This window comes from Shouchella sp. JSM 1781072 (assembly GCF_041949915.1).
Classification (GTDB): domain Bacteria; phylum Bacillota; class Bacilli; order Bacillales; family Bacillaceae_D; genus Shouchella.
Genome location: NZ_JBHFQE010000001.1, coordinates 1,632,212 through 1,655,934, shown reverse-complemented (window position 1 = coordinate 1,655,934; position 23,723 = coordinate 1,632,212). Strand labels below are relative to the sequence as shown.

The following is a 23,723-nucleotide window of genomic DNA, read 5'->3' as shown; positions in this document are numbered from 1 at the left end:
ATAGAGTAAAGAGAAATGATTTGACTTCCATAAAAGAGTGCGTTAGGATTTTGATAGCGCTTACATTTGAAAGCATCTGATTGCCGAGATTCTGAACGACCGCTCACTATTAAGAACGTAGAGGAGATCACACACATGACATTAACAAAAGATCAACTTATGATTCGTGACATGGTAAGACAATTTGCTCGAAAAGAAATTGCTCCATTAGCTATTCAGCTTGATAAAGAATCACGTTTTGCAAATGATATTTTCAAAAAGTTAGGTGAATTAGGTGTTTTAGGTATTCCTTTCCCGGAAGAGTATGGCGGTTCAGGCGGTGATACAGTTTCGTATGCATTAGCAGTTGAAGAAATTGGGTATGCGTGCGGAGGAACAGGATTAAGCTACGCCGCAGCTGTTTCTCTTGGGGCAAGCCCGATTTATTATTATGGAACAGAAGAACAAAAAAAAGCTCATCTTACACCTTTAGCATCTGGGCAATCGCTAGGAGCGTTTGGTTTAACAGAGCCTAATGCAGGTTCGGATGCAGGAGGAACACAAACGAAAGCACGCTTAGAAGGTGACGAATACATCATCAATGGAGAAAAGTGCTGGATAACAAATGCGGAATATTCGCGAACGGTGATTGTCACAGCCGTAGTCGGTCAAAAAGAAAATGGGAAAAAAATGATCTCTGCGTTTATTGTGCCAACGGATTCACCAGGATTTAAAATTTCATCCAATTACGACAAGATGGGTGTGCGCGCTTCGAATACGTGCGAGCTTGTTTTAGAGGATGTTCGAGTGCCAAAAGAGAACTTATTAGGAGACCCGGAAAAGGGCTTTAGTCAATTTCTTTATACGCTTGATGGGGGACGAATTTCGATAGCCGCTCTTGCAGTAGGCATTGCACAAGCAGCATTTGACCGCGCGTTAGCCTATTCTAAAGAACGAAAGCAGTTCGGGAAGTCAATTAGTTCGTTTCAAGCCATTCAATTTAAGCTCGCTGATATGGCGATGGAAATTGAACTTGCAAGGAATATGGTGCATACAGCGGCAAAGCTAAAAGATAGTGGTAAGCCGTTTGGGAAAGAAGCGGCTTATGCAAAACTTTTTGCTTCAGAAATGGCTACACGCACATGTAATGAAGCGATACAAATTCATGGTGGTTATGGCTATATGCGCGAGTATGAAGTCGAGCGGATGTTGCGAGATGCTAAATTACTTGAAATTGGAGAAGGCACGTCAGAAATCCAACGCCTCGTCATTGCTAGACACTTAGGCCTAGGCAAATAAAGGAGGGGAGAGCGGTTTGATTACATCTATTTTAATCGCTAACCGAGGTGAAATTGCATCTCGTATTATCCGAACGTGTAAAAAGATGGGCATTCGCACAGTTGCAATTTATTCAGAAGCCGACGAACAGGCACAGCACACAAAATTAGCGGACGAAGCCTATTACGTTGGTAAATCAAACGTTCAGGAAAGTTATTTAAATCAAAACCGTATTTTAACTATTGCAACAGAAGCAAAAGTGGACGCGATTCACCCTGGCTATGGATTATTATCCGAGCAAGCTTCCTTTGCAACGAATTGTCGAGATCATGGCTTTATTTTTATCGGACCGGACGCTAAAGCGATTTCTTTAATGGGTGATAAATTACAAGCACGAAAAACAATGATTGCTGCTGGAGTCCCTGTTATTCCAGGTACGGATGCGGTCGAAAATATTGAAGATACACTTAAAGAGGCAAACAAAATTGGTTATCCAGTTATGTTGAAGGCGGCTTCCGGAGGTGGAGGGATCGGCATAACGATTTGCCGAAATGATCAAGATTGTGAGAAGGCATTTGAAAAAAATAAGAAGCAGGCTTCAATGTTTTTTGGAGACGGTTCTCTCTATGTGGAGAAGTACATTGCCAACCCAAGGCATATTGAGCTGCAATTGCTCGCGGACGAAGCGGGAAATATTCTTGTTTTTGGAGAAAGAGAGTGCTCCATACAGCGACGCCATCAAAAAATTATTGAAGAAGCGCCATCACCATTTTTAACTGAAACTCTTCGAAAAGCGATGGTCGAAATGGCAAATCAAGCTGGAAAAGCGATCAATTATAAAAATGCAGGTACAATTGAGTGCTTAGTTGATGAAGACGGAATGTTCTATTTCTTAGAAATGAATACGCGACTTCAAGTGGAGCACCCGGTAACGGAAGAAATCTTCAACATTGATCTCGTTGAGTGGCAAATTCGAATCGCATCTGGAGAAGCATTGCCTTGGAAGCAAGAAGATATCCATTTTTCGGGCCACGCAATCGAAGCAAGAATCTATGCGGAAGACCCTATTCGCTTTTTTCCATCACCTGGGACTATCCAAGAATTGTCATTGCCAACTGCGGAACATATTCGCCATGAGTGCCCAATAGAAGCTGGTAGTGTTGTTAGTCATTTTTATGACCCAATGATTGCGAAATTGATTGTGGTTGGCCGTGATCGAGAAGAAGCCATTCGTCGTCTAGGCGAGGCAATTCATTCGTATTCGCTCACAGGAATTAAAACGAATATCCCGACTATTAAAGCGATCGTAGGTCACCAAGTTTTTCAAGCTGGAGAAGCAACTACTGCTTTTATGGAGCAGCATCACGACGAGTTAACAAAACGAATTCAGGAGGTTCTATCATGAGTTATATTCAAGCATCAATGGCAGGGAATGTGTGGAAAATAGTGGTAGCAGTAGGCGATAAAATTGAAAAAGGACAAGAGGTTGCGATTTTAGAATCCATGAAGATGGAAATTCCGATTGAAGCTGAAGTTGAAGGAACCGTAAAAGCGATCGTTAAGCCTGAAGGAGAATTTGTAAACGAAGGGGATCATTTAATTGAACTTGACTAGTGAACTGATTTCAAAAGAAGGTACACAAGTTGTAACGCTAACGCTGAATCGACCACAGGCTGCGAATGCTTTGTCGACACAACTATTAAAAGAACTTAAGGCTCATATGGAGAAACTTCAAAATGACAAAGATGTAAGAGTCATTATTTTGACTTCTGCTGGGGAAAAAGCTTTTTGCGCAGGGGCAGACTTAAAAGAGCGAATAACGATGAATGAAGAAGAGGTGCAGGAAGCGGTTCTTTTAATAGGCGAGACGATCCATGAAGTATCTAAGCTTCCTCAACCTGTTATATGCGCAGCTAACGGATTAGCACTAGGTGGAGGTCTTGAACTTGCGTTAGCAAGTGACTTGCGAGTCTTTTCTGAAGACGCGCTTTATGGGCTAACCGAAACATCACTTGCTATTATTCCTGGTGCAGGAGGCACACAGCGATTACCGAGCATTGTCGGTGTAGGAAAAGCGAAAGAGTTAATTTTCACAGCGCAACGAATTACTGGGAAAGAAGCGCAAGCCATTGGCTTATGTGAATATGCAGTACCATTTGAAGAGGTTGAAAATAAAGCAAATGAACTGGCAGCTCAAATTGCCAATAATGGTCCAATTGCGATTCAGGCAGCTAAGCATGCGATTGATTCAGGAACACACCTTTCGATTGAGGAAGGGTTAAAAATCGAAAACGACGCCTATCAGAAAACAATACGCACAGATGATCGAATGGAAGGTTTGAAGGCTTTTAAAGAAAAAAGAAAACCCGACTACCAAGGGCGCTAGAGGTGAAACGATGACGATTGAACAGCGATTTAAGGAAAAAATCGATACCATCTATCAAGGTGGTCAAGAGAAATACCATGACCAAAATGAAGCAAAAGGAAAACGATTCGTACGACAGCGTTTATCTTTGTTACTAGATGATGGGCTTGAAACCGAGGATGGGTTATTTGCCAATTCAGAGGCGGAAGGGTTACCGGCAGATGGTGTCGTTTGCGGAACAGGCAAGATAAATGGGAAAACAGTGTGTGTCATGGCGAACGATTCAACAGTAAAGGCTGGTTCTTGGGGAGCAAGAACGGTAGAAAAAATTATTCGTATACAAGAAACTGCGGAGAAATTAGCTGTTCCGATGCTATATTTAGTTGACTCAGCAGGGGCTCGTATAACGGATCAAGTCGAAATGTTTCCAGGTCGAAGAGGAGCTGGGAGAATTTTTCATAACCAAGTTAAGCTGTCAGGGAAAATTCCTCAAGTATGTATTTTATTCGGTCCTTCAGCAGCTGGTGGTGCGTATATTCCCGCATTTTGCGATCTCGTTATTATGGTGGAAGGAAACGCTTCTATGTATTTGGGCTCTCCACGAATGGCTCAAATGGTTATCGGAGAAAATGTTAGCCTAGAAGAGATGGGTGGGGCTTCCATGCACTGCAGTGTTTCGGGTTGTGGTGACATTCTCGCAAAAGATGAGCTTGAAGCAATCGACCATGCAAGAGAGTACATCTCGTACGTACCACGGAGTTATAAAGAAAAAGTAGCAATGACTGAGCCGGTATTGCCAAAGGATTTACCGAAAACCATTGAAGATATTATTCCTGAAAATCAAAACACACCGTTTAATATGTATGACTTGTTGGATCGACTCATTGACGACAATAGTTTTTTTGAAATAAAAAAATTGTTTGCGCCAGAATTGATTACAGGTTTTGCGCGATTAAATGGAAGAACAATCGGTATTATTGCCAATCAACCTAAGGCAAAAGGTGGCGTCTTGTTCCATGATTCGGCTGATAAAGCTGCTCGATTTATCACCTTATGTGATGCCTATCATATTCCGCTATTATTCCTCGCAGATATTCCGGGCTTTATGATTGGAACAAAAGTGGAACGTGCTGGAATTATTCGCCATGGCGCAAAAATGATTTCGGCGATGGCGGAAGCAACCGTACCAAAGATTTCTGTTGTCGTGCGTAAAGCGTACGGTGCTGGTCTTTATGCAATGGCAGGGCCTGCATTTGATCCGGATTGTTGTTTAGCGCTACCACAAGCGCAAATTGCAGTGATGGGTCCAGAAGCTGCGGTAAATGCCGTTTATGCAAATAAAATTGCTGAGCTAGAGCCAGAGGAACGTAATGCGTTTATAGCTGAAAAAAGAGATGAATATAAACAGAACATTGATGTGTATCGCTTGGCATCTGAACTCGTAATAGATGGGGTTGTGAACGGAAATGACTTGCGCAATGAGCTAACAAAACGATTTGCGCTTTATGAAACAAAAGATGTCGTCTTTACGGATCGAAAACACCCAGTTTATCCAGTTTAATGTGCATGTGAAGAGGATAGGAAAGAGCCTACCGAAGTGGAGAGGATCCATTTTGGGAAGGCTCTTTGTCGTTTAGAGGTAGCGTGTTGGATAACTTTTCCTAAAAAATTTTTTTATAAAAGCATACATAGAAAAAGAGACAAGGAGACATTCTATAGTTACACAGGGAGGTGAAACAATAATGGCAGATAACAGAAGTTCAAACAACCTAGTTGTACCAGGTGTACAACAAGCACTTGATCAAATGAAGTACGAGATTGCTTCAGAATTTGGTGTTAACCTTGGTCCTGATACAACGGCTCGTGCAAACGGTTCAGTTGGTGGGGAAATCACTAAACGTTTAGTTCAAATGGCTGAACAACAAATGAGTGGCGGTTACCAAAAATAATTAAATAAAATGGAATTAGAAAAAGAGACGAGTGACTCGTCTCTTTTTTATTAGCGGATGCGCTGTTCATCTTCTGGATTGAAGAAATGAGCTTTATTCATGTTAAGGGCAAGTTCAATGGTGTCGCCACTTTGTGCTGTTGTACGAGAGTCGACGCGCGCAACAAATTCTTGGCCTTCAATTGAAGAGTAGAGAACCGTTTCTGCACCAGTTAACTCGGCAACATCAATTAATGCATCAATTTTAGAACCTTCAGATGAAGAAATAAAGACAGGCTCATCATGGATATCTTCAGGACGGATGCCTAAAATAAGCTCTTTATTGGCAAAGCCTTGTTCACGCAGAATGGAAAGTTTTCCTTCTGGCACTTGAATGCGCTGATTATTAATAACGAATTCATTGCCATCTAACTTACCAGATAAGAAGTTCATTGATGGAGAACCAATAAAGCCACCAACAAAAACATTCTCTGGGTTATCGTACACATCTTTCGGTGTACCAATTTGTTGAATTAAACCATCTTTCATAATGACAATTCTTGTTGCCATTGTCATAGCTTCTGTTTGGTCATGTGTGACATAAATCGTTGTCGTTTGTAGACGTTTATGAAGTTTTGTTATTTCTGCACGCATCTGTACACGAAGTTTCGCATCTAAGTTTGAAAGAGGTTCATCCATCAAGAAAACTTGAGGGTCACGTACAATTGCACGACCGAGTGCAACACGCTGACGCTGACCGCCTGACATCGCTTTCGGTTTACGATCAAGCATCTCTTCTAATCCTAAAATTTTCGCAGCATTATCTACACGTTTTTTTATTTCTTCCTTTTTAAACTTTCTTAGTTTTAAACCAAACGCCATATTGTCATAAACATTCATATGCGGATAAAGAGCATAGTTTTGGAAAACCATGGCAATGTCACGATCTTTAGGCGCGACGTCGTTCATCCGTTTGTCACCGATAACTAAGTCTCCTTTAGAAATCTCTTCAAGACCTGCAATCATTCGTAGTGTTGTTGATTTTCCACAACCAGAAGGTCCAACAAATACGATAAACTCTTTATCCTGAATATCAAGATTAAAATCGGAAACCGCTGTAACATCCCCATCATATACTTTGTATACATTGTTTAATTGAATAGAAGCCATTTTTCTTCCCCCTTATAATCATTAACTGCTTTTATTGTAACCCCTTACATAAAAAGAAAGCTATGTACAGGTTGCACAAAGATTAAATGTGAGTCTTTGTGCAATCTGTACATTAGTGTGGCTGTTTTAAAAGAAGAAAGGTTAGTGTAGCGTGTGTAAATAATCTTAAATCTAAACCTGTTTGTGCGCTAAATTTATCTAGTCGGTATTGAAGGCTATTGCGATGAAGGTGGAGTTCCTTTGCGGTTTGTGACGTATTAAGATTCTGTTTAAGAAAAGTCGTCACCGTATGAATTAATTCGCGATCTTGCAGTAGTTCATTTGAGAAAAAGTGAAAACGCAGTTGCTGAAAACGATCAGGATCAATATGATTCTTAATCTCAATCAGACTTGAGGTAGCGACATCGAATGTATGTGGTCCCTTTTTAAGTTCAATCCGCTTCGTAAACAAGTCTCTTTCAAACGATAGAGAAGAGCGCATATGACTCGCTCTTAAAGGAACGCCTAGAAACGTGCGGATGGTTGTATAAAAATCAGATTCAATTAGTTCAATAATCGCGTCTAAATCATAATCGTGGTAATCGGAAGGAAATAACAGAACCCCGGTTCGTTCACTTTCCCATAGCAACAGAGTCTGAGATGGAAAGAAAGAAAGAACGGCTTCTCTAAATGCTTCAATTTCTACGATCGGTTGTTCTACATAAAAATGAAGCCCGGTAAGGGAGCGATCCAATTGGGGCTGTGGCCCATCTCGATAAATGTAGGTATACCATTCTTGTTCATGTTTGGTTAGTGGTTTTGGGATATCATCCGGCTCTGATAGCAACAAAGACAACAACGTTTTTTCCCGTTCAGTTAATTTCAGACGATGCATATAAATCATTTCTTGTTGGGATTGAAAGGCTAAACGGTGTGCTAACTCATCTGTTGGTTGCCATAAAGCATGCGAAAATGTTTCTTTTATAATTGCATTCATGAAAGAACAAACCTTTCTATATGTAGAACTTGTTTGTAGTATAACAAAAAAGAAGCTCAAAATTGAGCTCCTTTCTCATTGTTTTTCTTTTGAAAGGGGAATGTCTTCTTCAATTTTGCCGCCAGAATCCGGGTCAACGCGACCTCCATTTAATCCTTCATTCACATAGCGATCAATATCGAGTTCATATTCCTTACGGCTGTCAATGTCCTTACGTTCATCCATTTGCCATCCCTCCTACTATTTAGAATGGCAAATTGCTCATCTTTTATTCTTGCGGCTGATGTTCATCCTCATAAACATGATAAAGCATCAAATCATGAACAGCATGTTTCAATTCTTCTTCCTTGTCCAATTGTTTTGGTGGGCTGTCCCATTCAATCGTCCCATCATAGTAATACGTACCTGATGTAAACTGTCCTTGAAAATAAAATGAAAAGAGCCAACTTTGATTTCGTTGTTTATGCTGTAATGGCTTATACTGAAAGTGAACAAGCATCAGAATCACTCCTTTATCATAATGAAAAGGGTTACATGAATTAGTCTATCATAATGTTCGTTTTCTGTGTGGAGAAAAATAAGCTATACTTGTAATGAACAAGATGAATTTAGATACAAGGGAGGCAGTTTGCTGCAGATAAGCAGTAAGCGTTTAATGTGCAATGGGTTTTATTAGTTTTCGTTCTCGCAGTTGTTGGTGCGATCGTTGGAGCGGCGACAAATGCGTTAGCTATTCGGATGTTGTTTCGACCTCATCGCGCTTATCATTTAGGAAAGTGGCAACTGCCATTTACACCTGGTTTATTACCAAGAAGGCAACAAGAACTCGCAAAGCAAATGGGGAACATCGTCTCAAATCATTTGCTTACAGCTGAAGGACTCGGAAAAAAAATTAGTAGTGACGTTTTCTCGAACGAATTAACAACTTGGGTAAGTGAACGCCTAAAGAAATGGTTAATGAGTGAACAAACAGTTGAATCCTTATTAAAGTCAATCTTAACGGTGGAAGATGGGAAAGAAGCGTTTGTTGTAAAATCGAAATCGTGGATAAAAGAACGAATAAAACGATATATCGAAAACAATCAAGATGTTTCAGCAAAGCAGTTTGTTCCGTTAGAAGTGCAGACAACCGTACTAACTTATCTGCCGAAACTGTCAGAAAAAATGATTGAAAAAGCAAAATCCTATGTAGAAAGTGCAGATGGTCAAGAAAAGATGGTCGCTATGGCTTCGAACTTTTTGTCTTCAAAAGGAAAGCTCGGCGGAATGCTATCAATGTTTTTATCAAGTGAAAAAGTTGTTGATATGCTTTATCCAGAGATTATTAAGTTTCTTAACGATGAAAAAACGAAAGATATGCTGCATGGGCTGCTCGCTCGAGAATGGAACCAGCTGTTAGAGAAGCCGTTGTCTTCATTCAATGCAGAGACTTATATTGATGATGTAATTGATAAAGCTACAGATGGAATTGAAGATAAAATTCCACTTCTAAATTGGTATGATGCACCACTGCATACATGGACCACGCCTTACATGGAACGTATTGTAGAAAATTGGGCACCGCAAGTAGTAAAAGTAACTACAGGCTATATTCAAGTACATTTAGCGTCAATTTTGGCAAGCTTACGTTTAAATGAAGTGATTGAGCAGCAAGTTGCTTCGTTTTCAATGGCTACTTTAGAAGATCTCATCATGACGATCACGCGAAAGGAGCTACGTTTAATTACGTTGCTAGGAGGATTAATTGGAGGTATTGTCGGTTTAATCCAAGCGGTCATTGTCCACTTTTTTTATTAGGATCCATCATATGACGTGAATTCTATAGACTGACGTGTTATAGTCGGTTGGTAGGGAGTGATAAACATGAGTATGACATATGATAAAGCACATGAATTAAAGGATGCACTTGAGCAAAGTGAAGAGTTCAAGTCCCTTCATGAGCTACATGAACAAATTGAAGCGGATGAGATTGCAAAAAAAATGCTTGAAAACTTTCGTAAGCTTCAACTAGATCTTCAACAAAAGCAAATGCAAGGCATTCAAATTTCTGAAGAAGAAGCGCAACAAGCGCAACAGCAATTTGAACTTGTTCAACAGCATGAGCTTATTTCAAAACTAATGGAAGCAGAGCAACAGCTTAGCGTGATTATTACAGAGTTAAACAAAATCATCACGGAACCATTAGAGAAGATTTACGGCGATCCTTCTCAAGAACAGTAAGTATCAAACCACCACTTTCATTGAATGTGGTGGTTTTTTCTATGGTTTCAAGTTCTACTTCGGCTATATTCGCATAAGTCTTAAACAAGATGGGTCTTGTTTTACAACATGAATTTCTCGGAGGAGGAACACGCTTGAAAACCTATAATTTGTTAGTTATGAACATTGATAAAATGTTTCTAGAAGGGGATATGAAAGCAAGCAAAAAGACAAAGTCAGCAATGTCCTATTTAGCAAAGAAGCAAGTATCAGTCGTCTTAGTGACAAACCAGTCTTTTTCATATGCAAAGAAAATCGCTCGCAATTTAAAGGTAGATAGCATGATGATTGCGCATGGCGGCGCTCTTATATCAGATACGAATCAAAATGAATGGTACAATCGACCATTGAGTTTGGAATCGACGCTTGATCTATGTCATGTACTGGAGCGTTTTGATTGTGAAGTGAAACTACAGTACGGAGACTACTGTGCTTCCATTCGTCCGCAACATAAACAAACGTTGTTAGCGAGAATGTCGTTCAATTCGCCAGGAGAACAAATCCTTTATCCACTTACCTACGTAGATTCGCTCTATGAACATGTGCTTAAAGAAGGGAAAGGGCCGCTAAACGTAGGTTTAAAATGTGAAGAAGAAAAAGATTTAGCCTATATTTGTGAGACATTAAAGGAAGAAATCCCTGACTTGACTGTTACGTATACGAATAAAGGCGAATGTTTTGTCGTTGGCGCAGGGGCTGAAAAAGAAAGAGCGCTACAATGGCTAGTCAACAAAGATCAATTGTCGCTTGATCAAATTGTTGTGGTTGGAGCCGGGCATGAAGATGCAGAAATGGTGGCAATGGCAGGTCTCGGTGTAGCAATGGGCGATGCCCCGCAAACAGTCCAAGAAAAAGCGAATTGGGTGACAAGAACGACCGAACAAGATGGTTTAGCATATATGGTTCACGAAGTATTTCGAAAACAATTAAACATACAAATGAAAGAATAAAGCGAAACCCAGCCGGTATGATTCCAGCTGGGTTTTTGGCTGTGTCCATATTCATATGACTGCTTCATCGAGCAAATAAGATCATTTTGCCGTTCAACGTTAAACGGTGCGTTAACCCTTCTGCATGGACCTCTTGCAGTTTTGTCTTCGCTTCAGAAATGGCGTGTTCTTCTGTGTCTGCTTCAATTCGTTCATTTAACACAACGGAGCTATCTTTATTAAAAGCCGTTAAAAAGTAAGTCATCATGTCCTCCTGTTAGCGTTTTCATTTAGTTTATCATGAATAACATGTGTATTCACCTATTTTTATGAGATGAATAGACTAAAGCAAAAGGGGGAATACAACATGAGTAATGAAAACATGATGTCGCTTTGTCAGCGCTATACGAATTATCCTGTCAAAGTATCCTTAGCGAACGGTGAAGAGTTTGAATCAGTTATTGAATATGTGGACCAGGAAAATCTTCATGTTCTTTATCCAGTTGACCAAAATGAATATCCGATGCAAATTACGCAATTAGAAGGATTTCAATCAATGAATGAAAATGAAGCACACCGCTATGGTTACGGGTACCAACCATACGGATACCCACCATACGGATATGGAGGTTTTCGACCTTATGGATGGAGACGCTGGGTGTTACCGTTAACTGCACTTGCAGCCGTTGCGTTACTTTAGGCTACTCTATTGAGTTAGCCTTTTATTACATAATCGTGGAAAAATCAACGAAAAAATGCGTGAGATTACGTAATTTAAGGACATAAATGGCGTTTCCCCTCGAAATTATGTAAAATGTAACTACAAGTGAACCGTGAACCGGAAGAGAGGATGTTAATAATGGAAATGTATGATATCTACTTAGTTGAAGATGAAGAAAATTTATCAGAAGTTTTGAAAGCATATATGCAAAAAGAAGGTTGGAATGTGACCGTTTTTGATAATGGAGATGCAGCTGTTGAAGCGGTATCGGACAAGCCACACCTTTGGGTATTAGATATTATGTTGCCTGGAACGGATGGCTATCAAGTATTAAAAGCGATAAAAAATGAAGAAGATACGCCAGTTATTTTTATTTCTGCACGAGATCAAGATCTCGATCGTGTACTAGGGTTGGAAATGGGTAGTGATGACTATTTGTCAAAGCCGTTCTTGCCACAAGAATTAATTATTCGCGTGAAAAAAATCTTAAATCGTGTATACGGCTCAAACACATCTGATGTACAAAAAGTAGAATTAAATGCGTATACTATTGATCCGATTGGTCGGACTATTATTGACACTGAAGAAAATAATGAAGCAGTCGATTTAACGACAAAGGAAATGGATTTAATGTTGTTATTATCCGCAGAAATTGGAAAAGCCTTTTCACGAGAGAAAATTATTGAACATGTGTGGGGAGACAACTATTTTGGCTCAGAGAGAGCAGTTGATGACGTGGTCCGCCGTGTACGTAAGAAAATGCCGCGCATCCATCTAGAAACGCTATATGGCTACGGCTATCGGATTCTATCCTCATGATAAAAATAAATTTAACGAGACGAATTTGGCTTGCATTCGTTTCGTTAATTGTGCTCGTGGCGCTTTCAATCATTATCGTGTATCCTATTTCTATTCGAGGCGCATTAACAGAAGAAACCTATCAAATTATTGATAATAGCGTTCGCGACCAGTTAATGCAAGAAGATGCTAATTGGGAAACGTTTTTGAGTCAACAACCTGGATTTTACCAATCTAGACAAGAACAACGAGCCACCGTTTCTTTTTTAATTGAAATTACTGGTTCGACATACGCCATTTATAATACGCCAATTGATGTCGTGCCCGACCCACCTGTACATGAAGAGATGCGCTACAATGCCATCGAACAAGATAATCAGACAGGTAGATATGAAACAACATTTGGTGGACAGACCTTATTTTATACGATTAACGATTTGGCCAGTCCAGCAGAAGGGTCGGACTTGTACTTGATTACGTATATGTGGGATACATATCGAGATGAAATGGTTCAAAATTTATGGGAACGATTGCTTTATTTGCTCTTGTTGACAAGTGCGTTAAGTTTATTGCCAGCCATTTGGTTAAAGCACTATCTACGTCAACCACTGGCGATATTAGAGAATCATTTAGAGCAAATTGCAAATCGCAACTGGCAAGAACCACTCAGGTGGGAAGGTGACGAAGATTTTGAGCGGCTATCGTATCAATTTGAACGAATGAGACAGAATTTAAATAGTTACGATCGTGCGCAAAAAACGTTTATTCAACACGCTTCTCATGAATTAAAAACGCCGATTATGGTCATAAAAAGCTATGCCCAGTCTGTGAAAGACGGCATTTTACCAAAAGAAAATCTCGGGAAAACAATGGATGTCATAACAGAAGAAGCCAATCGAATGGAACGCCGCGTGATTGATATGCTTTATTATACAAAACTTGATCAAATGCAGAAGGAACAGTTAAAAGTAGAAGCGTTTCCTTTTGGAAAGTTAGCTTATCAAATTGAAGAACGGTTTCGCTATCAACGAGATGATGTGACCATACTTGTACAGGGTGCCGAAAAAGTCATGAAAGCCGATATTGAACAGTGTGAGGTTCTTCTAGAAAACTTAGTTGAAAATGGACTAAGGTATGCGCAGCGTGAATTAACAATTAAAGCGGAGGAAGACGAACGTTACTCCTATGTAATTGTAGAAAATGAAGGCGACCCCATCGATGCAGATTTAAGTAAATTGTTCAGTCCATTTTATAAAGGAAACAAAGGTAAATTCGGTCTCGGACTAGCGATTGTCAAACAAATTGCTGAATTGCATCACGGTTTTGCGAAAGTAGAAAACATTGATAAAGGTGTTCGGTTTACGATTGGTTTACCAAAACCGCATCAAGCAGAAGCTTTAGATGCGAAGCCAAAGAAAAAAGACAAGAAACGCCCACCGTCGTCATAAGTGATGGTTTTGAGCCTCACTTCGCTTAATCCTGTTGAGAGGATTAAGCTTTTTTTATTGATAGGAAATAAGCGCTAATACGTTGGAAGCTGTCTGTGCTATACTGAAAATAGATAAAACAGTAGATTGAGGTGACGGTTGTGGAAAAAGGAATTAAATATCACCAAGTGGGAGAAGCGGTAAATCGTTACTTGTTAATAAAGACTGCAACAAAACAAATAGCAAGTAATTCAAAACCTTTCTTAACATTAATTTTAGGTGATCATACAGGGGAAATTGAAGCGAAATTATGGGGCGTTTCACCAGAAGATGAAGGGACATTTGTCAATAAAACGATTGTTCACATACAAGGTGATGTGATTGATTATAGAGGACGCACACAGCTGAAAATTGCGAGCATACGACCAACAAGCCCGATGGATGGTGTTGAGATTAACGATTTTGTGCGATCAGCGCCATTATCTGCTGAAGATATGCTTGATGAAGTGAATCAGTTTATTTTTGACATCCAAAATCCAAACATCCAACGTATTACGCGCTTTATTGTAAAAAAACATCAAGCGGCATTTGTTGAATCCCCAGCTGCAACGAAAAACCATCACGAATTCATGGGCGGGTTAGCTTTTCATGTTGTATCTATGCTTCGACTAGCCAAAAACATTGCTGCACAATACACGAATTTAGATACAGATCTCCTTTATGCGGGCGTGATTCTTCATGATATCGGGAAAGTGAAGGAGCTTTCCGGTGCCATTGATACAACGTATACGCTTGAAGGGAAACTACTAGGACACATTTCAATTGGCGCAATGGAAATTCACGAAGCTGCACATGAGCTAAATATTGAAGGAGAAGAACTGATTATTCTTCAGCATTTAATGCTTAGTCATCATGGAAAAGGCGAATGGGGCAGCCCTAAACCTCCTTATATTCGTGAAGCCGAAGTGCTCCACATGATTGATAATGTTGATGCAAAGATTAATATGATGGATCGAGCACTTGAACGAGTAGAGCCAGGCGAATTTTCTGAACGGGTAATGCCTTTAGAAAATCGAAGTTTCTATAAACCAAGCTTCCATAAAAAGCCGTTAGATTTATAAACATGTTCTACATCGATTTGGCTGTGCATATCATTAGAAAAAGAACGCTTAGTAGAAAGTAGAAAGGGTGAATTTATCTAATGAAATCAAAAGAGACAAGCCAATATCTTGCACTTGGAGCCGTAGCTGTACTAGTCCTTGCCTTTCTTTTAACACAAACCTCTGTGGGTGAACTGATTGTAGCAAGCCCATGGTGGACGTATCTGCTTATGCTTGGGATTGTATTTAGTGGCTATCAATGGGTTAAGACGATGAGAGAAGATAAAGTGATGGATGAAGAGTGGATTGAGCAAGAGGGGAATGTATACATGGAACGCATTCAAGAAGCAAAGAAATTAAAAGAACAAAAAGATAGCTAAATAAAGGTGATGGCAGACCCTTCAGAGAGGCGCGAGGAACGTTCTGAAGGGTTTTTTAGTCCTTTTTAAACAAAATGACGAGCATACGTCATAATAGGGGTAATGTGTATGTTTACATTAAAAACAGAAGATTATTCTAAAGTGTATAAACTATTAAAAGGAAACGAACGTTATGACGTTGTTCTTAATGCGGTTCTGACAGGTAATACGAGGGGTGTTGTTTACGTTGAAAACCAAACAAATCCGCGTTCGGCACTGGTCTATGCTGTTGGGCTAAGCTATTATCTGGTTGGAGACCCAAACAATCAACTTTTCTTAAAACAACTAACACCGTCATTTATGAATCATTTAAAAGAAGAGAGCCTTCACTTATGTGGAGGCACATGGTTTTGTTCAACATTTTTCCAACCACATTGGGAAGATACTCTGGTAGAAAAGAATAGAGGGCGAGAACTTTTCCAAGGAGAAAAAATTTATTTTGAGCTTACTAGAGATAATGATCATCTACTCAAAATCCCGTCTAATTATAGACTAGAAAAACTAACAACATCGATTCTGTTTCATTATAAGGATTTAAAAGATGAAATCCAAGAATATTGGGGTTCAATTGACTCTTTTCTAATAAGTGGTTTTGGCTATGCGATTTCTGAAGGAAGCCAAGTCTATAGTGTTTGCTACTCTTGTTCAGTTTGGCAAAACGAGCATGAGCTTTCAGTTGTTACTTATGATGAAAAGAAGAGAAAGCAAAACTTGGCAACGATTGTTACTAGAGCGCATTTACGAGAATGCCTAATTAAAGGCGTTCAACCACGTTGGACAACAGATAACGATAATATTGCCTCTATTAAACTTGCGCAAAAAGTAGGATTTACGGAGCGTTTTCGAGCAAAAGGACTGGATTTTCATTTTTAAAAGTAAAAAGACAGCTAACGTTATGTTAGCTGTCTTTTTCTTTGTTATTCGTTGCTTTCTTCGTCGGTTGTTTCTTCTTCTGAATCTGCAGGTTCATCTGTTTCTTCGTCAGTCTCTTGTCCATCTTCTTCAACAGGCTGTTCTTCTGGTGCAGGTTGATTGGCTTGAGCTCGAATTTGCTCAATAAAGTCTTGGAAGAATTCATCTTCTATCGTAATGTCATATTCATCAAGAAGATCAACAATAACCGTTAAGAAGTCTCGTCCATTTTCTTCGATATAGGCACGCTCTACAGCCATGTTCGCAGCTTCTGGTAGCTCTTCATATTCCATTGCTTCATCCGTTTTTTCAATGATATGGTAGCCAAAACCAGATTCAACAGGCTCACTCGTTGTTTCGCCAACCTCTAATTCAAATGCGGCTTCTGCGAATGCTTCATCCATATCTGCGCGTGTAAAGAATCCAAGGTCACCACCTGTAGCAGCTGTTCCATCTGTACCATGTTCTTCAGCTAGTTCGGCGAAGTCAGTGCCATCATTTAATTCATCAATAATCTCATTTGCAAGGTCTTCTTCTTCTACAATGATATGCCGTGCTTCTACTTGCTCGTAGGTTTCGCGATTGTCTTCAAAATAAGCAACTAGATCTTCTTCGTTGTAGTCAAGATCTTGTGATTGAAGTTCAATAAGCGTGAGTTCTGGAATGATTAAATTATCAACCATATCATCGCGATCCTCAAGACCAAGGTTTGTTGTTACTAATTCTACAAGCTCTTCTTCAGAGTTGACGCCAAATTCATCTTGCAGGGTCGCAATCATTGTGTCAATTTGTTCTTCTGAAAACTCCATGTCTTCTCCCGCCATCGCTAATAATTGCTCCGTTAAGTTTGAGAAGAACGCGTTTTGTAAAGCGCCTGAAGCTTGCTGGTTCATTTTCAGATCATCAAATAACTCTTCTTGCGTAATGTTTTCTCCGCCTTCGATTGATGCAATGGTCGTTCCATTTCCATCATCGTTATTGCACGCTGCTAGTGTAGTCAGCGCGATAGCTCCAAACCCAGCGAGTAAATATTTTTTCATTTTAACACTCCTTGAAGAGATCTATTGTCATTAGCATATCTTATACACAAGGTCAACCAGTTATATTACCCAGTTTTTTCTTGCACAAAACTTACTATATCATAAAAAAAAACACACAACAATTGCATGATTTCTAAGGAAATTAGGTCATCCGCCCAGTACCCATAATTGGTTTTTGCATAGGATATGGTAACAAAGCACAAAGAAAGCTCTGAAGCCTTAGGGTGTAAGGGTTGAGCGAGTTGTGAGTATGACTTCGAGGTCCTGAAATAAGAAGGATGCCACACTTGATGTGCTTTCTATAAAAAAATGTGAAATCTTCAAAGGAGGAAACGTTACATGAGTTACGCAGGCGGAGGATACAATAGTGGGTTTGCATTAATTGTGGTTTTATTCATTTTATTGGTGATTATCGGGGCTTCTTGGATCTGCTAATCACTAGAGGTGCAGCCAATCACAAGTGAAGAAATGGTCCGATTCATCGGACCTTAGCTTGCCGACTATGTCGGTAAGCTTTTTCAATTTGTATCTGGAAAATTTTTTTGAGAAAATAAAAGTAGAAACAGTTGAAAAGATAGGAAACTGGGTATAGAAAGAGGAGTAAATTTATACATAGAAGTGGGTGGAGTTCCATGAGTCGTTTAACAAAAAATAGACGTTTTTATAAAATAGGGTTCTTTCTTGTACTTGGTCTACTCCTAGCCTTAATTGGATTGCTTATTTTTGGTGCGGTGAGGCTATTTGGAGATGTAGACAGACAATCACCAGAACGAGCAGGCATAGACAGCGCAAGCAATGAAATTGTCAGTTTTCAAATGGATATTGAACAAGCGAATGTGTTGCTGAACGACATGCTTGCGGATGATGATGTGCCATTTGATTTTTATCTTGCTGAAGACGGTGTATATTTAGAGGGGGAAGTTGATGCTGTACTCTCAACAATTGATCTATCGATGCGATTTGATCCAAGTGTGCAAGAGGATGGCAGCCTTTTGCTTGAAGCGAATAGTCTTTCAGCCGGATTCCTTTCCGTTTCACCGGAAAACGCATTACGGATGTTTAATCAATTAGCTGATTTACCAAACTGGATTTATCTTTACCCGGAAGAAGAGCACGTCATCATTGATTTACGAGAAATTGAAGAGTTAGAGCCATTCGGCTTACGGTTTAATGAACTTAACTTAACAGCTGGCGAAATTGATGTCTCGCTCGTACGCCAATAAAGACGGAAAATGATAAAAACCTTTATGAAAGAGGTACCTCTTTCATAAAGGTTTTTTAGATTGATAAGGGTTCGTTTTCATTTGGTCGATTCTAACTGTTTGTTGTAGCCTGACTCTTCATGAAATTGACGAATAAAGTCATCATCATACAAATGGCGTACGATGGACACCAGCTCTGAAAATTCTGGGAATCGACCGTAAATCTCTTTAATTGGTAAAGAGCCTTGATAGACATTAAACGTTTGTTCATTAAAGGCACGCATCGTTTCATATAACAACACTTGGCCTTCTTTTGTTAAACAAACATAGGTATTGCGTTTATCCTCTTGTTTTTTAGAAAACGAGAGGAGGCCCCGTTTTTCTAACTTTTTGGAAAAGTTAAAAGCGGTTGATACATGCATCGCACCGTAGGAGGCAATATCTGATATGGAAGCACCGTCAAACTGATCGGCGATCCATAAGATATGATGTTCATTTAAATTTAAATGAAATGGTTTAATCCAATTTTGCCAGTCTTTTTCAACTGATTTCCACATTGCTTTACTCAATACTGCAAGCTTGTAGCTATAATACATTGAATGTTTAGCATGAGGGTTCATATCCATTCCTCCATTGATTAATAGTGTAAGAGTATAAATAGGTGTTACATATGTTGTTTTCTGAAGGAATCCATAAATGCTGCAAGCGCGTTGCATGATTCTAGCGGTACTGCATTATAGGTGGATGCACGAATGCCGCCAACTAAACGATGACCAGCCAGACCGATAAACCCGGCTTGTTCAGCTTCTTGTAAAAAGATTTTTTCTAACTCCGAATTGGCAAGATTAAACGTGACATTCATGTTTGAGCGCGCCTCCGGTTGAGCATGTCCGCTATAAAATTCGTCGCTGTGGTCAATGGCATCGTAAAGGATGGAAGCTTTCGCTTGATTGCGTGCTTCAATAACAGATAATCCACCTTCGTTTTCAATCCATTCAAGTACGAGGTTGAGCATATAAATCGAGAAGACAGGAGGTGTGTTATACATCGATTGACTATCGGCAAAAGTTTGATAAGACAACATAGGCGAAAGGTCTCCATGAGCTCGCTTCAAGAAAGAATCTTTAACAATGGCAATGGTTACACCTGCTGGCCCAAGGTTTTTCTGCGCTCCGGCATAGATTAAATCAAATGCACGATAGTCAATGGAACGAGAAAGAATGTCGCTTGACATATCACAAACAAGCGGAAGTTTTTGATATGGAAACGTTTTCCACTGCGTCCCGTATATCGTATTGTTTGATGTTATATGTAAATAGGAATTTTCCTCATTGTACGATAGTTCATCTGGTGAAGGAATGGTTGAATAGCTCGTTTCTTTAGCTTGAGATTGTATGTCTATAGTCCCGAAGCGTTGCGCTTCTTTCGCTGCTTTTTCTGACCAGACCCCTGTTAAAACGTAACTGGATTGATTATTTAGAAAATTCATCGGGATCATTGAAAATTGAAGATTTGCTCCCCCTTGAAAAAACAAAACATGTGTATCCTCACCTAAATTCATTAACGACTTCAGTCTTGAAACTGCACTAAAGTGAACCTTTTCATACGCTTTTGATCGATGACTCATTTCCATAATAGATACATTAGAACCATCAAAATTGAGTAAATCTGCTTGTGCTTTTTTTAGTACTTCTTGAGGCAAAGCGGCAGGCCCAGCACTAAAATTATGGATTTTTTTCATTTCACATGACTCCCTTTATCCCTTTAACGTGTGTTTTTAGAAATGATATCATAATTTTGACTTTTTGGGCGGTAAAATATGAAATTATTTTTATTTGAGAATAATAAATGGCAAAAAAAGTCGCCTAAAGGCGACTGTTGTCAAAATTAGTCGTTAAGAAGCTCTGTAAAGCGCTTTGTAAAGGATTCTAAGCCTTTAAGATTTTCTGGACTTGCATCTTTTTTCCAAAGATCGCTATAGATGTCTTCCTCACCGTAGCGGGGAAGAAGGTGTAAATGGTAGTGAAAGACACTTTGCCCAGCAGCTTGGCCGTTATTATTTAAAACATTAATCCCCTGACATGAGAACGCTTCTTTTAACGCTGTGGCAAGCTTAGGAACAACGGAGAACAAGTGAGCGGCAGTTTTGGAAGGCAAGTCGTAAACCGCTTCATGATGGTGTTTAGGAATAATCAATGTGTGACCTTTTGTCACTTGTTGAATGTTGTAAAACGCTAAAATGTGTTCATCCTCATAAAGTTTTGTTGCGGGCATTTTTCCATCTTTTATCGCACAGAAAATACAATCTGTCATAAAAAAACCTCCTCTAATTCGTCTTCTACTAAAAGTGTACTCATTATTTCTAGAAGAAGCAATCAAGATGAGAACAGGAATTTCTGATGTCTTTGGTGAATAGATAAAGAGCTCCAGGAAGTGCTTTTCTGTTTTTTTTTTGCTAAACTACAAGAGGGAGTGATGACACGATGCCTGATATGTTAGAAATTAAAGAGCTAACAGGTGGCTATACACCGAAAAAACCTGTTTTACATAATGTTTCGTTTGGCGTGAAAAAACAAGAAATTGTAGGACTCATTGGATTGAATGGGGCAGGGAAAAGTACGACGATTAAACATGTACTTGGTTTAATGGACCCGCAGTCTGGTGAAGTGAAAATTAATAATCTGAAGTTTTCTGATGATGCTGATCAATATCGAAAATCGTTTGCATACATACCTGAGACACCGTTGCTTTATGACGAGCTCACGTTATGGGAACATCTTGAATTAACGAGCGTTGCTTACGGAATTGAAAAAAAGGAATTTGAAAAACGTGCCGATACGTTGCTTAAAGAATTTAATATGATGAAAATGAAGAAATGGTATCCGAATCATTTCTCCAAAGGTATGAGGCAAAAGGTTATGATTATGAGTGCGTTTTTGGCAGAGCCTGAATTATATGTTGTAGACGAACCGATCGTTGGACTCGATCCTGTAGGCATACAGTCATTTTTAAATTGGATTTCTGAAATGAAGAAGCAAGGTGCTGGTATTTTAATGTCAACACATATTCTTGCCACTGCAGAACGGTACTGTGATCGTTTTGTTATTTTACATCAAGGTCAAGTCGTGTTGAATGGAACCCTTGATGAGATGCGAAACGCGATTGGAAAGAATGATGCAACGTTAGATGACATTTACATCGAAATGACAAAGGACGACCAAGAATGAGACAGGCCAATCAATTATGGGAATCAAGGCGTCATCAATATTGGTCAGAAGCGAGAGGGTATTTAAAATTAATTCTTAACAGCGGATTCGTCATTTCCGTCTATTTTCTTTTTATTTTTCTGACGGTCTATTACCAGCAGTTTGTCGAACAGATGCCAGCAGATTTTCCTCTAGTAACACTACTAACGGTATTGTTTACATGGCGACTAACAGCTGGTTCAATTCGAACCTTTGTTAAGCCAGCAGACATCGTTTTCTTACTTCCTTATGAATCAAAATTGGCGCCATATTTTAAACAAGCGATTAAGTACTCCGCTTTATGGCAGTCTAGCTATATTTTGCTTTTATTTATGGCTGTTGGACCAATGTTTACAGAGCGAATTGGCACAGGCATCGTCTTTTGGTTGACGCTCATTTTCCTGCTTTTGATTAAAGTGTGGAACTTGCTATGCGTGTGGGAAGAGCAGAGGCTAGTCGCTAAAGGAGAACGATATTCAAACGTGCTTCTGCGTTTGCTTGTGAACGGAGTAGCCGCTTATTTACTGTTCTCTCAAGCGCCAATTTGGTTAACGTTCGCTGTGTTAATCCTTATGATTGTTCTGTATGCAAGTTATTGGAAAGGATTTGCGAAAAAGCACAGTTTAAAATGGGATCGATTAATTGAAGTTGAAAACCATATGGTCATGTTCTTTTACCGTATTGCCAATGCCTTTGCGGATGTGCCACAATTACGCAATAAAGTTCGAGAGCGTGCGTATTTACAGTGGGCTGTGGGAGCTTTAGGTGGAAAAAAGAATGCCGTTTATCATTATCTTTATGCTCGTACATTTATTCGGGCGAATGATTATTTAGGAACGTATGTACGTCTGGCTGTTGTAGGCGGTCTATTTATTTATTTCTTGCCACTCGGCTGGATGAAGCTGGCAATGGCATTGCTTTTTACGCATATTACAATGATGCAGCTATCGACATTATCCTTCCATCATTCGGCAAGTATTTGGCTCGATTTATACCCTTTAAAGCCTGAAGAAAAGAGGCAGGCACTTACGTATCTAACCATGCGCCTGTTATTCTTGCTTTCGATCATCTATGGTGGAATCGCCTTAGTGACAAGCGATATTTTTTATGGAGTGATCGTGCTAATGGCGAGTGCACTGCTAGGCGTTTATGGGAGTCAAACCCTTGTCCATCGAAAAAGAGGAAAGTATCGCAGAGTCCGCTAATACAATGTAGCGAAGGGGGCTTTTGTGATGAATGTAAACAGTGTCGAGGAAGAACTGATTATCTGGAAGCGAAAGCAACTTAAACCTGACTCATTTTTGAAGAAAAAAGTGAGTCACTGGCAAAGTACATGGAATACGAAAATGCCAAAAGTCTACCATCAAATCGCGACACAATGCGTAAAAATAACGGCGGAAGCGATCATTTATGGCATTAATAAAAACAATCAATTGCTAAAAAAGAAAGTAGATTCTTATACATTAGAAGAAGCAGACAAAAAAGCCTCTGACGTTTTTCGTTTTTATCGAAGAATGGCTTTGGCTGAAGGAATTGGCACAGGAGCGGGTGGTTTTATTGCTGGAGCAATGGACTTTCCGCTCTTGTTGTCGTTAAAGCTAAAAGCGCTATTCGATAGTGCCCATGCTTATGGATTTTCAACTAAGACAATTCATGATCGCATGTTTATTTTATTGTTATTCCAATTCAATTATGGAGATCGGGAAGAACGATTAAAGGTGTTGGCGCAAATAGAAGCCTATGTTCAAGGTGAAGATATTCAACAAACGGACTGGGAGAAGTTTCAACTTCAATACCGAGATACAATCGATTTACCTAAAACACTACAGCTTTTTCCTGTTGTTGGCGCTTTTTTTGGAGGAACGGCAAATTATTATTTGCTTACAAAACTTGAGGAAAATACGATTCAGATTTGCCGACTTCGATGGTTAACGGAATATAAAAAGGCCCTAACGATTGGATAAAAAAAGCTTAAC

Annotated in this window: 29 protein-coding genes; 20 read left to right on the top strand and 9 right to left on the bottom strand. The window is 39.5% G+C overall.

Annotation, left to right across the window (positions count from 1 at the left end):
- Positions 1–135 precede the first annotated feature (135 nt).
- The 6 genes from ACE1TH_RS08850 (at position 136) to ACE1TH_RS08825 (ending at position 5,571) form a co-directional block, all read left to right on the top strand.
- Entirely contained in the window at positions 136–1,278 is a 1,143-nt protein-coding gene (locus ACE1TH_RS08850) for an acyl-CoA dehydrogenase family protein (protein WP_099300264.1), read from the top strand.
- A gap of 16 nt (positions 1,279–1,294) precedes the next feature.
- Positions 1,295–2,662, top strand: coding sequence for an acetyl-CoA carboxylase biotin carboxylase subunit (locus tag ACE1TH_RS08845; RefSeq protein ID WP_375078747.1), 1,368 nt, complete (start codon positions 1,295–1,297; stop codon positions 2,660–2,662).
- Complete coding sequence (locus ACE1TH_RS08840; protein WP_099300266.1) at positions 2,659–2,871, top strand: acetyl-CoA carboxylase biotin carboxyl carrier protein subunit; 213 nt, start codon at positions 2,659–2,661, stop codon at positions 2,869–2,871. Before ACE1TH_RS08845 ends, ACE1TH_RS08840 begins: the two co-directional genes overlap by 4 nt.
- A complete protein-coding gene (locus ACE1TH_RS08835; RefSeq protein ID WP_375078805.1) occupies positions 2,864–3,643 on the top strand; it encodes an enoyl-CoA hydratase in 780 nt (259 codons plus the stop codon). The genes ACE1TH_RS08840 and ACE1TH_RS08835 overlap by 8 nt, the downstream gene beginning before the upstream one ends.
- Before the next feature lie 10 nt (positions 3,644–3,653).
- On the top strand, positions 3,654–5,183 hold the full coding sequence (locus ACE1TH_RS08830; RefSeq protein WP_099300267.1) for an acyl-CoA carboxylase subunit beta: 1,530 nt from the start codon (positions 3,654–3,656) through the stop codon (positions 5,181–5,183).
- 181 nt (positions 5,184–5,364) lie between these two features.
- Entirely contained in the window at positions 5,365–5,571 is a 207-nt protein-coding gene (locus tag ACE1TH_RS08825) for an alpha/beta-type small acid-soluble spore protein (RefSeq protein ID WP_099300268.1), read from the top strand.
- 50 nt (positions 5,572–5,621) lie between these two features.
- Here ACE1TH_RS08825 and ACE1TH_RS08820 read toward each other — a convergent pair whose 3' ends face one another.
- The 4 genes from ACE1TH_RS08820 to ACE1TH_RS08805 all read right to left on the bottom strand — a co-directional run bounded on the left by ACE1TH_RS08820 (position 5,622) and on the right by ACE1TH_RS08805 (position 8,194).
- Positions 5,622–6,719: an ABC transporter ATP-binding protein gene (locus tag ACE1TH_RS08820; RefSeq protein ID WP_255225031.1), complete on the bottom strand. Its 1,098-nt coding sequence runs from the start codon at positions 6,717–6,719 to the stop codon at positions 5,622–5,624.
- A gap of 112 nt (positions 6,720–6,831) precedes the next feature.
- Positions 6,832–7,695 (bottom strand): helix-turn-helix domain-containing protein, encoded by an 864-nt coding sequence (locus ACE1TH_RS08815; RefSeq protein WP_255225032.1) that lies wholly within the window; start codon positions 7,693–7,695, stop codon positions 6,832–6,834.
- 75 nt (positions 7,696–7,770) lie between these two features.
- Positions 7,771–7,920 carry a hypothetical protein gene (locus tag ACE1TH_RS08810; RefSeq protein WP_176554180.1) on the bottom strand — a complete coding sequence of 50 codons (150 nt, stop codon included), beginning with the start codon at positions 7,918–7,920 and terminating at the stop codon, positions 7,771–7,773.
- 43 nt (positions 7,921–7,963) lie between these two features.
- A complete protein-coding gene (locus ACE1TH_RS08805) occupies positions 7,964–8,194 on the bottom strand; it encodes a DUF5342 family protein (RefSeq protein WP_375078746.1) in 231 nt (76 codons plus the stop codon).
- Between the two features lie 158 nt (positions 8,195–8,352).
- Between ACE1TH_RS08805 and ACE1TH_RS08800 the strand changes: the two genes are divergently transcribed.
- From ACE1TH_RS08800 to ACE1TH_RS08790, 3 genes are all read left to right on the top strand, one after another.
- Positions 8,353–9,492, top strand: coding sequence for a DUF445 domain-containing protein (locus ACE1TH_RS08800; protein ID WP_255225033.1), 1,140 nt, complete (start codon positions 8,353–8,355; stop codon positions 9,490–9,492).
- 66 nt (positions 9,493–9,558) lie between these two features.
- A complete protein-coding gene (locus ACE1TH_RS08795; protein WP_099300273.1) occupies positions 9,559–9,915 on the top strand; it encodes a YlbF/YmcA family competence regulator in 357 nt (118 codons plus the stop codon).
- 134 nt (positions 9,916–10,049) lie between these two features.
- A complete protein-coding gene (locus ACE1TH_RS08790) occupies positions 10,050–10,904 on the top strand; it encodes an HAD-IIB family hydrolase (RefSeq protein WP_176554181.1) in 855 nt (284 codons plus the stop codon).
- A 64-nt stretch (positions 10,905–10,968) separates the two neighbouring features.
- Here ACE1TH_RS08790 and ACE1TH_RS08785 read toward each other — a convergent pair whose 3' ends face one another.
- Positions 10,969–11,151, bottom strand: coding sequence for a YhzD family protein (locus ACE1TH_RS08785; protein ID WP_099300275.1), 183 nt, complete (start codon positions 11,149–11,151; stop codon positions 10,969–10,971).
- A 99-nt stretch (positions 11,152–11,250) separates the two neighbouring features.
- On the opposite strand from ACE1TH_RS08785, the gene ACE1TH_RS08780 reads away from it, so the two are divergent.
- The 6 genes from ACE1TH_RS08780 (at position 11,251) to ACE1TH_RS08755 (ending at position 16,221) form a co-directional block, all read left to right on the top strand.
- Positions 11,251–11,583, top strand: a complete 333-nt coding sequence (locus tag ACE1TH_RS08780; protein WP_099300276.1) for a hypothetical protein — start codon at positions 11,251–11,253, stop codon at positions 11,581–11,583.
- A gap of 159 nt (positions 11,584–11,742) precedes the next feature.
- Positions 11,743–12,423, top strand: coding sequence for a response regulator transcription factor (locus ACE1TH_RS08775; RefSeq protein WP_099300277.1), 681 nt, complete (start codon positions 11,743–11,745; stop codon positions 12,421–12,423).
- Entirely contained in the window at positions 12,420–13,850 is a 1,431-nt protein-coding gene (locus ACE1TH_RS08770) for a sensor histidine kinase (RefSeq protein WP_375078745.1), read from the top strand. Before ACE1TH_RS08775 ends, ACE1TH_RS08770 begins: the two co-directional genes overlap by 4 nt.
- 140 nt (positions 13,851–13,990) lie before the next feature.
- Entirely contained in the window at positions 13,991–14,950 is a 960-nt protein-coding gene (gene yhaM, locus ACE1TH_RS08765) for a 3'-5' exoribonuclease YhaM (protein ID WP_099300279.1), read from the top strand.
- Between the two features lie 80 nt (positions 14,951–15,030).
- Positions 15,031–15,309, top strand: coding sequence for a sporulation YhaL family protein (locus tag ACE1TH_RS08760; protein WP_099300280.1), 279 nt, complete (start codon positions 15,031–15,033; stop codon positions 15,307–15,309).
- 108 nt (positions 15,310–15,417) lie between these two features.
- Entirely contained in the window at positions 15,418–16,221 is an 804-nt protein-coding gene (locus ACE1TH_RS08755; protein ID WP_375078744.1) for a GNAT family N-acetyltransferase, read from the top strand.
- 44 nt (positions 16,222–16,265) lie between these two features.
- Here the strand turns inward: ACE1TH_RS08755 and ACE1TH_RS08750 are convergent, their stop codons facing one another.
- The gene (locus ACE1TH_RS08750) at positions 16,266–17,300 is read right to left on the bottom strand and encodes a peptidylprolyl isomerase (RefSeq protein ID WP_099300281.1); all 1,035 of its coding nucleotides are present in this window, start codon (positions 17,298–17,300) and stop codon (positions 16,266–16,268) included.
- 339 nt (positions 17,301–17,639) lie between these two features.
- Between ACE1TH_RS08750 and ACE1TH_RS08745 the strand changes: the two genes are divergently transcribed.
- Both ACE1TH_RS08745 and ACE1TH_RS08740 read left to right on the top strand, forming a co-directional pair.
- The gene (locus ACE1TH_RS08745) at positions 17,640–17,735 is read left to right on the top strand and encodes a YjcZ family sporulation protein (RefSeq protein WP_078390824.1); all 96 of its coding nucleotides are present in this window, start codon (positions 17,640–17,642) and stop codon (positions 17,733–17,735) included.
- Positions 17,736–17,932: 197 nt separating this feature from the next.
- A complete protein-coding gene (locus ACE1TH_RS08740; RefSeq protein WP_099300282.1) occupies positions 17,933–18,523 on the top strand; it encodes a YpmS family protein in 591 nt (196 codons plus the stop codon).
- Between the two features lie 77 nt (positions 18,524–18,600).
- On the opposite strand, the gene ACE1TH_RS08735 is transcribed toward ACE1TH_RS08740, so the two are convergent.
- From ACE1TH_RS08735 to ACE1TH_RS08725, 3 genes are all read right to left on the bottom strand, one after another.
- Positions 18,601–19,122 carry an HTH-type transcriptional regulator Hpr gene (locus ACE1TH_RS08735; protein WP_373454080.1) on the bottom strand — a complete coding sequence of 174 codons (522 nt, stop codon included), beginning with the start codon at positions 19,120–19,122 and terminating at the stop codon, positions 18,601–18,603.
- Positions 19,123–19,166: 44 nt separating this feature from the next.
- Positions 19,167–20,243 carry a 3-phosphoserine/phosphohydroxythreonine transaminase gene (gene serC, locus ACE1TH_RS08730; RefSeq protein ID WP_099300284.1) on the bottom strand — a complete coding sequence of 359 codons (1,077 nt, stop codon included), beginning with the start codon at positions 20,241–20,243 and terminating at the stop codon, positions 19,167–19,169.
- Between the two features lie 146 nt (positions 20,244–20,389).
- Positions 20,390–20,815, bottom strand: coding sequence for an HIT family protein (locus ACE1TH_RS08725; RefSeq protein ID WP_375078743.1), 426 nt, complete (start codon positions 20,813–20,815; stop codon positions 20,390–20,392).
- Between the two features lie 170 nt (positions 20,816–20,985).
- On the opposite strand from ACE1TH_RS08725, the gene ACE1TH_RS08720 reads away from it, so the two are divergent.
- Genes ACE1TH_RS08720 through ACE1TH_RS08710 form a run of 3 tightly spaced genes read left to right on the top strand, consistent with a single transcriptional unit; the run spans position 20,986 to position 23,711 of the window.
- Complete coding sequence (locus ACE1TH_RS08720) at positions 20,986–21,729, top strand: ABC transporter ATP-binding protein (RefSeq protein WP_375078742.1); 744 nt, start codon at positions 20,986–20,988, stop codon at positions 21,727–21,729.
- A complete protein-coding gene (locus ACE1TH_RS08715) occupies positions 21,726–22,952 on the top strand; it encodes an ABC transporter permease (RefSeq protein WP_375078741.1) in 1,227 nt (408 codons plus the stop codon). Before ACE1TH_RS08720 ends, ACE1TH_RS08715 begins: the two co-directional genes overlap by 4 nt.
- 27 nt (positions 22,953–22,979) lie before the next feature.
- A complete protein-coding gene (locus tag ACE1TH_RS08710) occupies positions 22,980–23,711 on the top strand; it encodes an EcsC family protein (RefSeq protein WP_375078740.1) in 732 nt (243 codons plus the stop codon).
- The last annotated feature ends 12 nt before the right edge of the window (positions 23,712–23,723 follow it).

Excerpts from the sequence above, each read along its gene's own strand:
- ACE1TH_RS08850 (WP_099300264.1), top strand. The coding sequence starts at position 136 with ATGACATTAACAAAAGATCAACTTATGATTCGTGACATGGTAAGACAA.
- ACE1TH_RS08840 (WP_099300266.1), top strand. The coding sequence starts at position 2,659 with ATGAGTTATATTCAAGCATCAATGGCAGGGAATGTGTGGAAAATAGTG.
- ACE1TH_RS08830 (WP_099300267.1), top strand. The coding sequence starts at position 3,654 with ATGACGATTGAACAGCGATTTAAGGAAAAAATCGATACCATCTATCAA.
- ACE1TH_RS08825 (WP_099300268.1), top strand. The coding sequence starts at position 5,365 with ATGGCAGATAACAGAAGTTCAAACAACCTAGTTGTACCAGGTGTACAA.
- ACE1TH_RS08820 (WP_255225031.1), bottom strand. The coding sequence starts at position 6,719 with ATGGCTTCTATTCAATTAAACAATGTATACAAAGTATATGATGGGGAT.
- ACE1TH_RS08815 (WP_255225032.1), bottom strand. The coding sequence starts at position 7,695 with ATGAATGCAATTATAAAAGAAACATTTTCGCATGCTTTATGGCAACCA.
- ACE1TH_RS08810 (WP_176554180.1), bottom strand. The coding sequence starts at position 7,920 with ATGGATGAACGTAAGGACATTGACAGCCGTAAGGAATATGAACTCGAT.
- ACE1TH_RS08805 (WP_375078746.1), bottom strand. The coding sequence starts at position 8,194 with ATGCTTGTTCACTTTCAGTATAAGCCATTACAGCATAAACAACGAAAT.
- ACE1TH_RS08795 (WP_099300273.1), top strand. The coding sequence starts at position 9,559 with ATGAGTATGACATATGATAAAGCACATGAATTAAAGGATGCACTTGAG.
- ACE1TH_RS08785 (WP_099300275.1), bottom strand. The coding sequence starts at position 11,151 with ATGATGACTTACTTTTTAACGGCTTTTAATAAAGATAGCTCCGTTGTG.
- ACE1TH_RS08780 (WP_099300276.1), top strand. The coding sequence starts at position 11,251 with ATGAGTAATGAAAACATGATGTCGCTTTGTCAGCGCTATACGAATTAT.
- ACE1TH_RS08775 (WP_099300277.1), top strand. The coding sequence starts at position 11,743 with ATGGAAATGTATGATATCTACTTAGTTGAAGATGAAGAAAATTTATCA.
- ACE1TH_RS08770 (WP_375078745.1), top strand. The coding sequence starts at position 12,420 with ATGATAAAAATAAATTTAACGAGACGAATTTGGCTTGCATTCGTTTCG.
- ACE1TH_RS08760 (WP_099300280.1), top strand. The coding sequence starts at position 15,031 with ATGAAATCAAAAGAGACAAGCCAATATCTTGCACTTGGAGCCGTAGCT.
- ACE1TH_RS08755 (WP_375078744.1), top strand. The coding sequence starts at position 15,418 with ATGTTTACATTAAAAACAGAAGATTATTCTAAAGTGTATAAACTATTA.
- ACE1TH_RS08750 (WP_099300281.1), bottom strand. The coding sequence starts at position 17,300 with ATGAAAAAATATTTACTCGCTGGGTTTGGAGCTATCGCGCTGACTACA.
- ACE1TH_RS08745 (WP_078390824.1), top strand. The coding sequence starts at position 17,640 with ATGAGTTACGCAGGCGGAGGATACAATAGTGGGTTTGCATTAATTGTG.
- ACE1TH_RS08740 (WP_099300282.1), top strand. The coding sequence starts at position 17,933 with ATGAGTCGTTTAACAAAAAATAGACGTTTTTATAAAATAGGGTTCTTT.
- ACE1TH_RS08735 (WP_373454080.1), bottom strand. The coding sequence starts at position 19,122 with ATGAACCCTCATGCTAAACATTCAATGTATTATAGCTACAAGCTTGCA.
- serC (WP_099300284.1), bottom strand. The coding sequence starts at position 20,243 with ATGAAAAAAATCCATAATTTTAGTGCTGGGCCTGCCGCTTTGCCTCAA.
- ACE1TH_RS08725 (WP_375078743.1), bottom strand. The coding sequence starts at position 20,815 with ATGACAGATTGTATTTTCTGTGCGATAAAAGATGGAAAAATGCCCGCA.
- ACE1TH_RS08720 (WP_375078742.1), top strand. The coding sequence starts at position 20,986 with ATGCCTGATATGTTAGAAATTAAAGAGCTAACAGGTGGCTATACACCG.
- ACE1TH_RS08715 (WP_375078741.1), top strand. The coding sequence starts at position 21,726 with ATGAGACAGGCCAATCAATTATGGGAATCAAGGCGTCATCAATATTGG.
- ACE1TH_RS08710 (WP_375078740.1), top strand. The coding sequence starts at position 22,980 with ATGAATGTAAACAGTGTCGAGGAAGAACTGATTATCTGGAAGCGAAAG.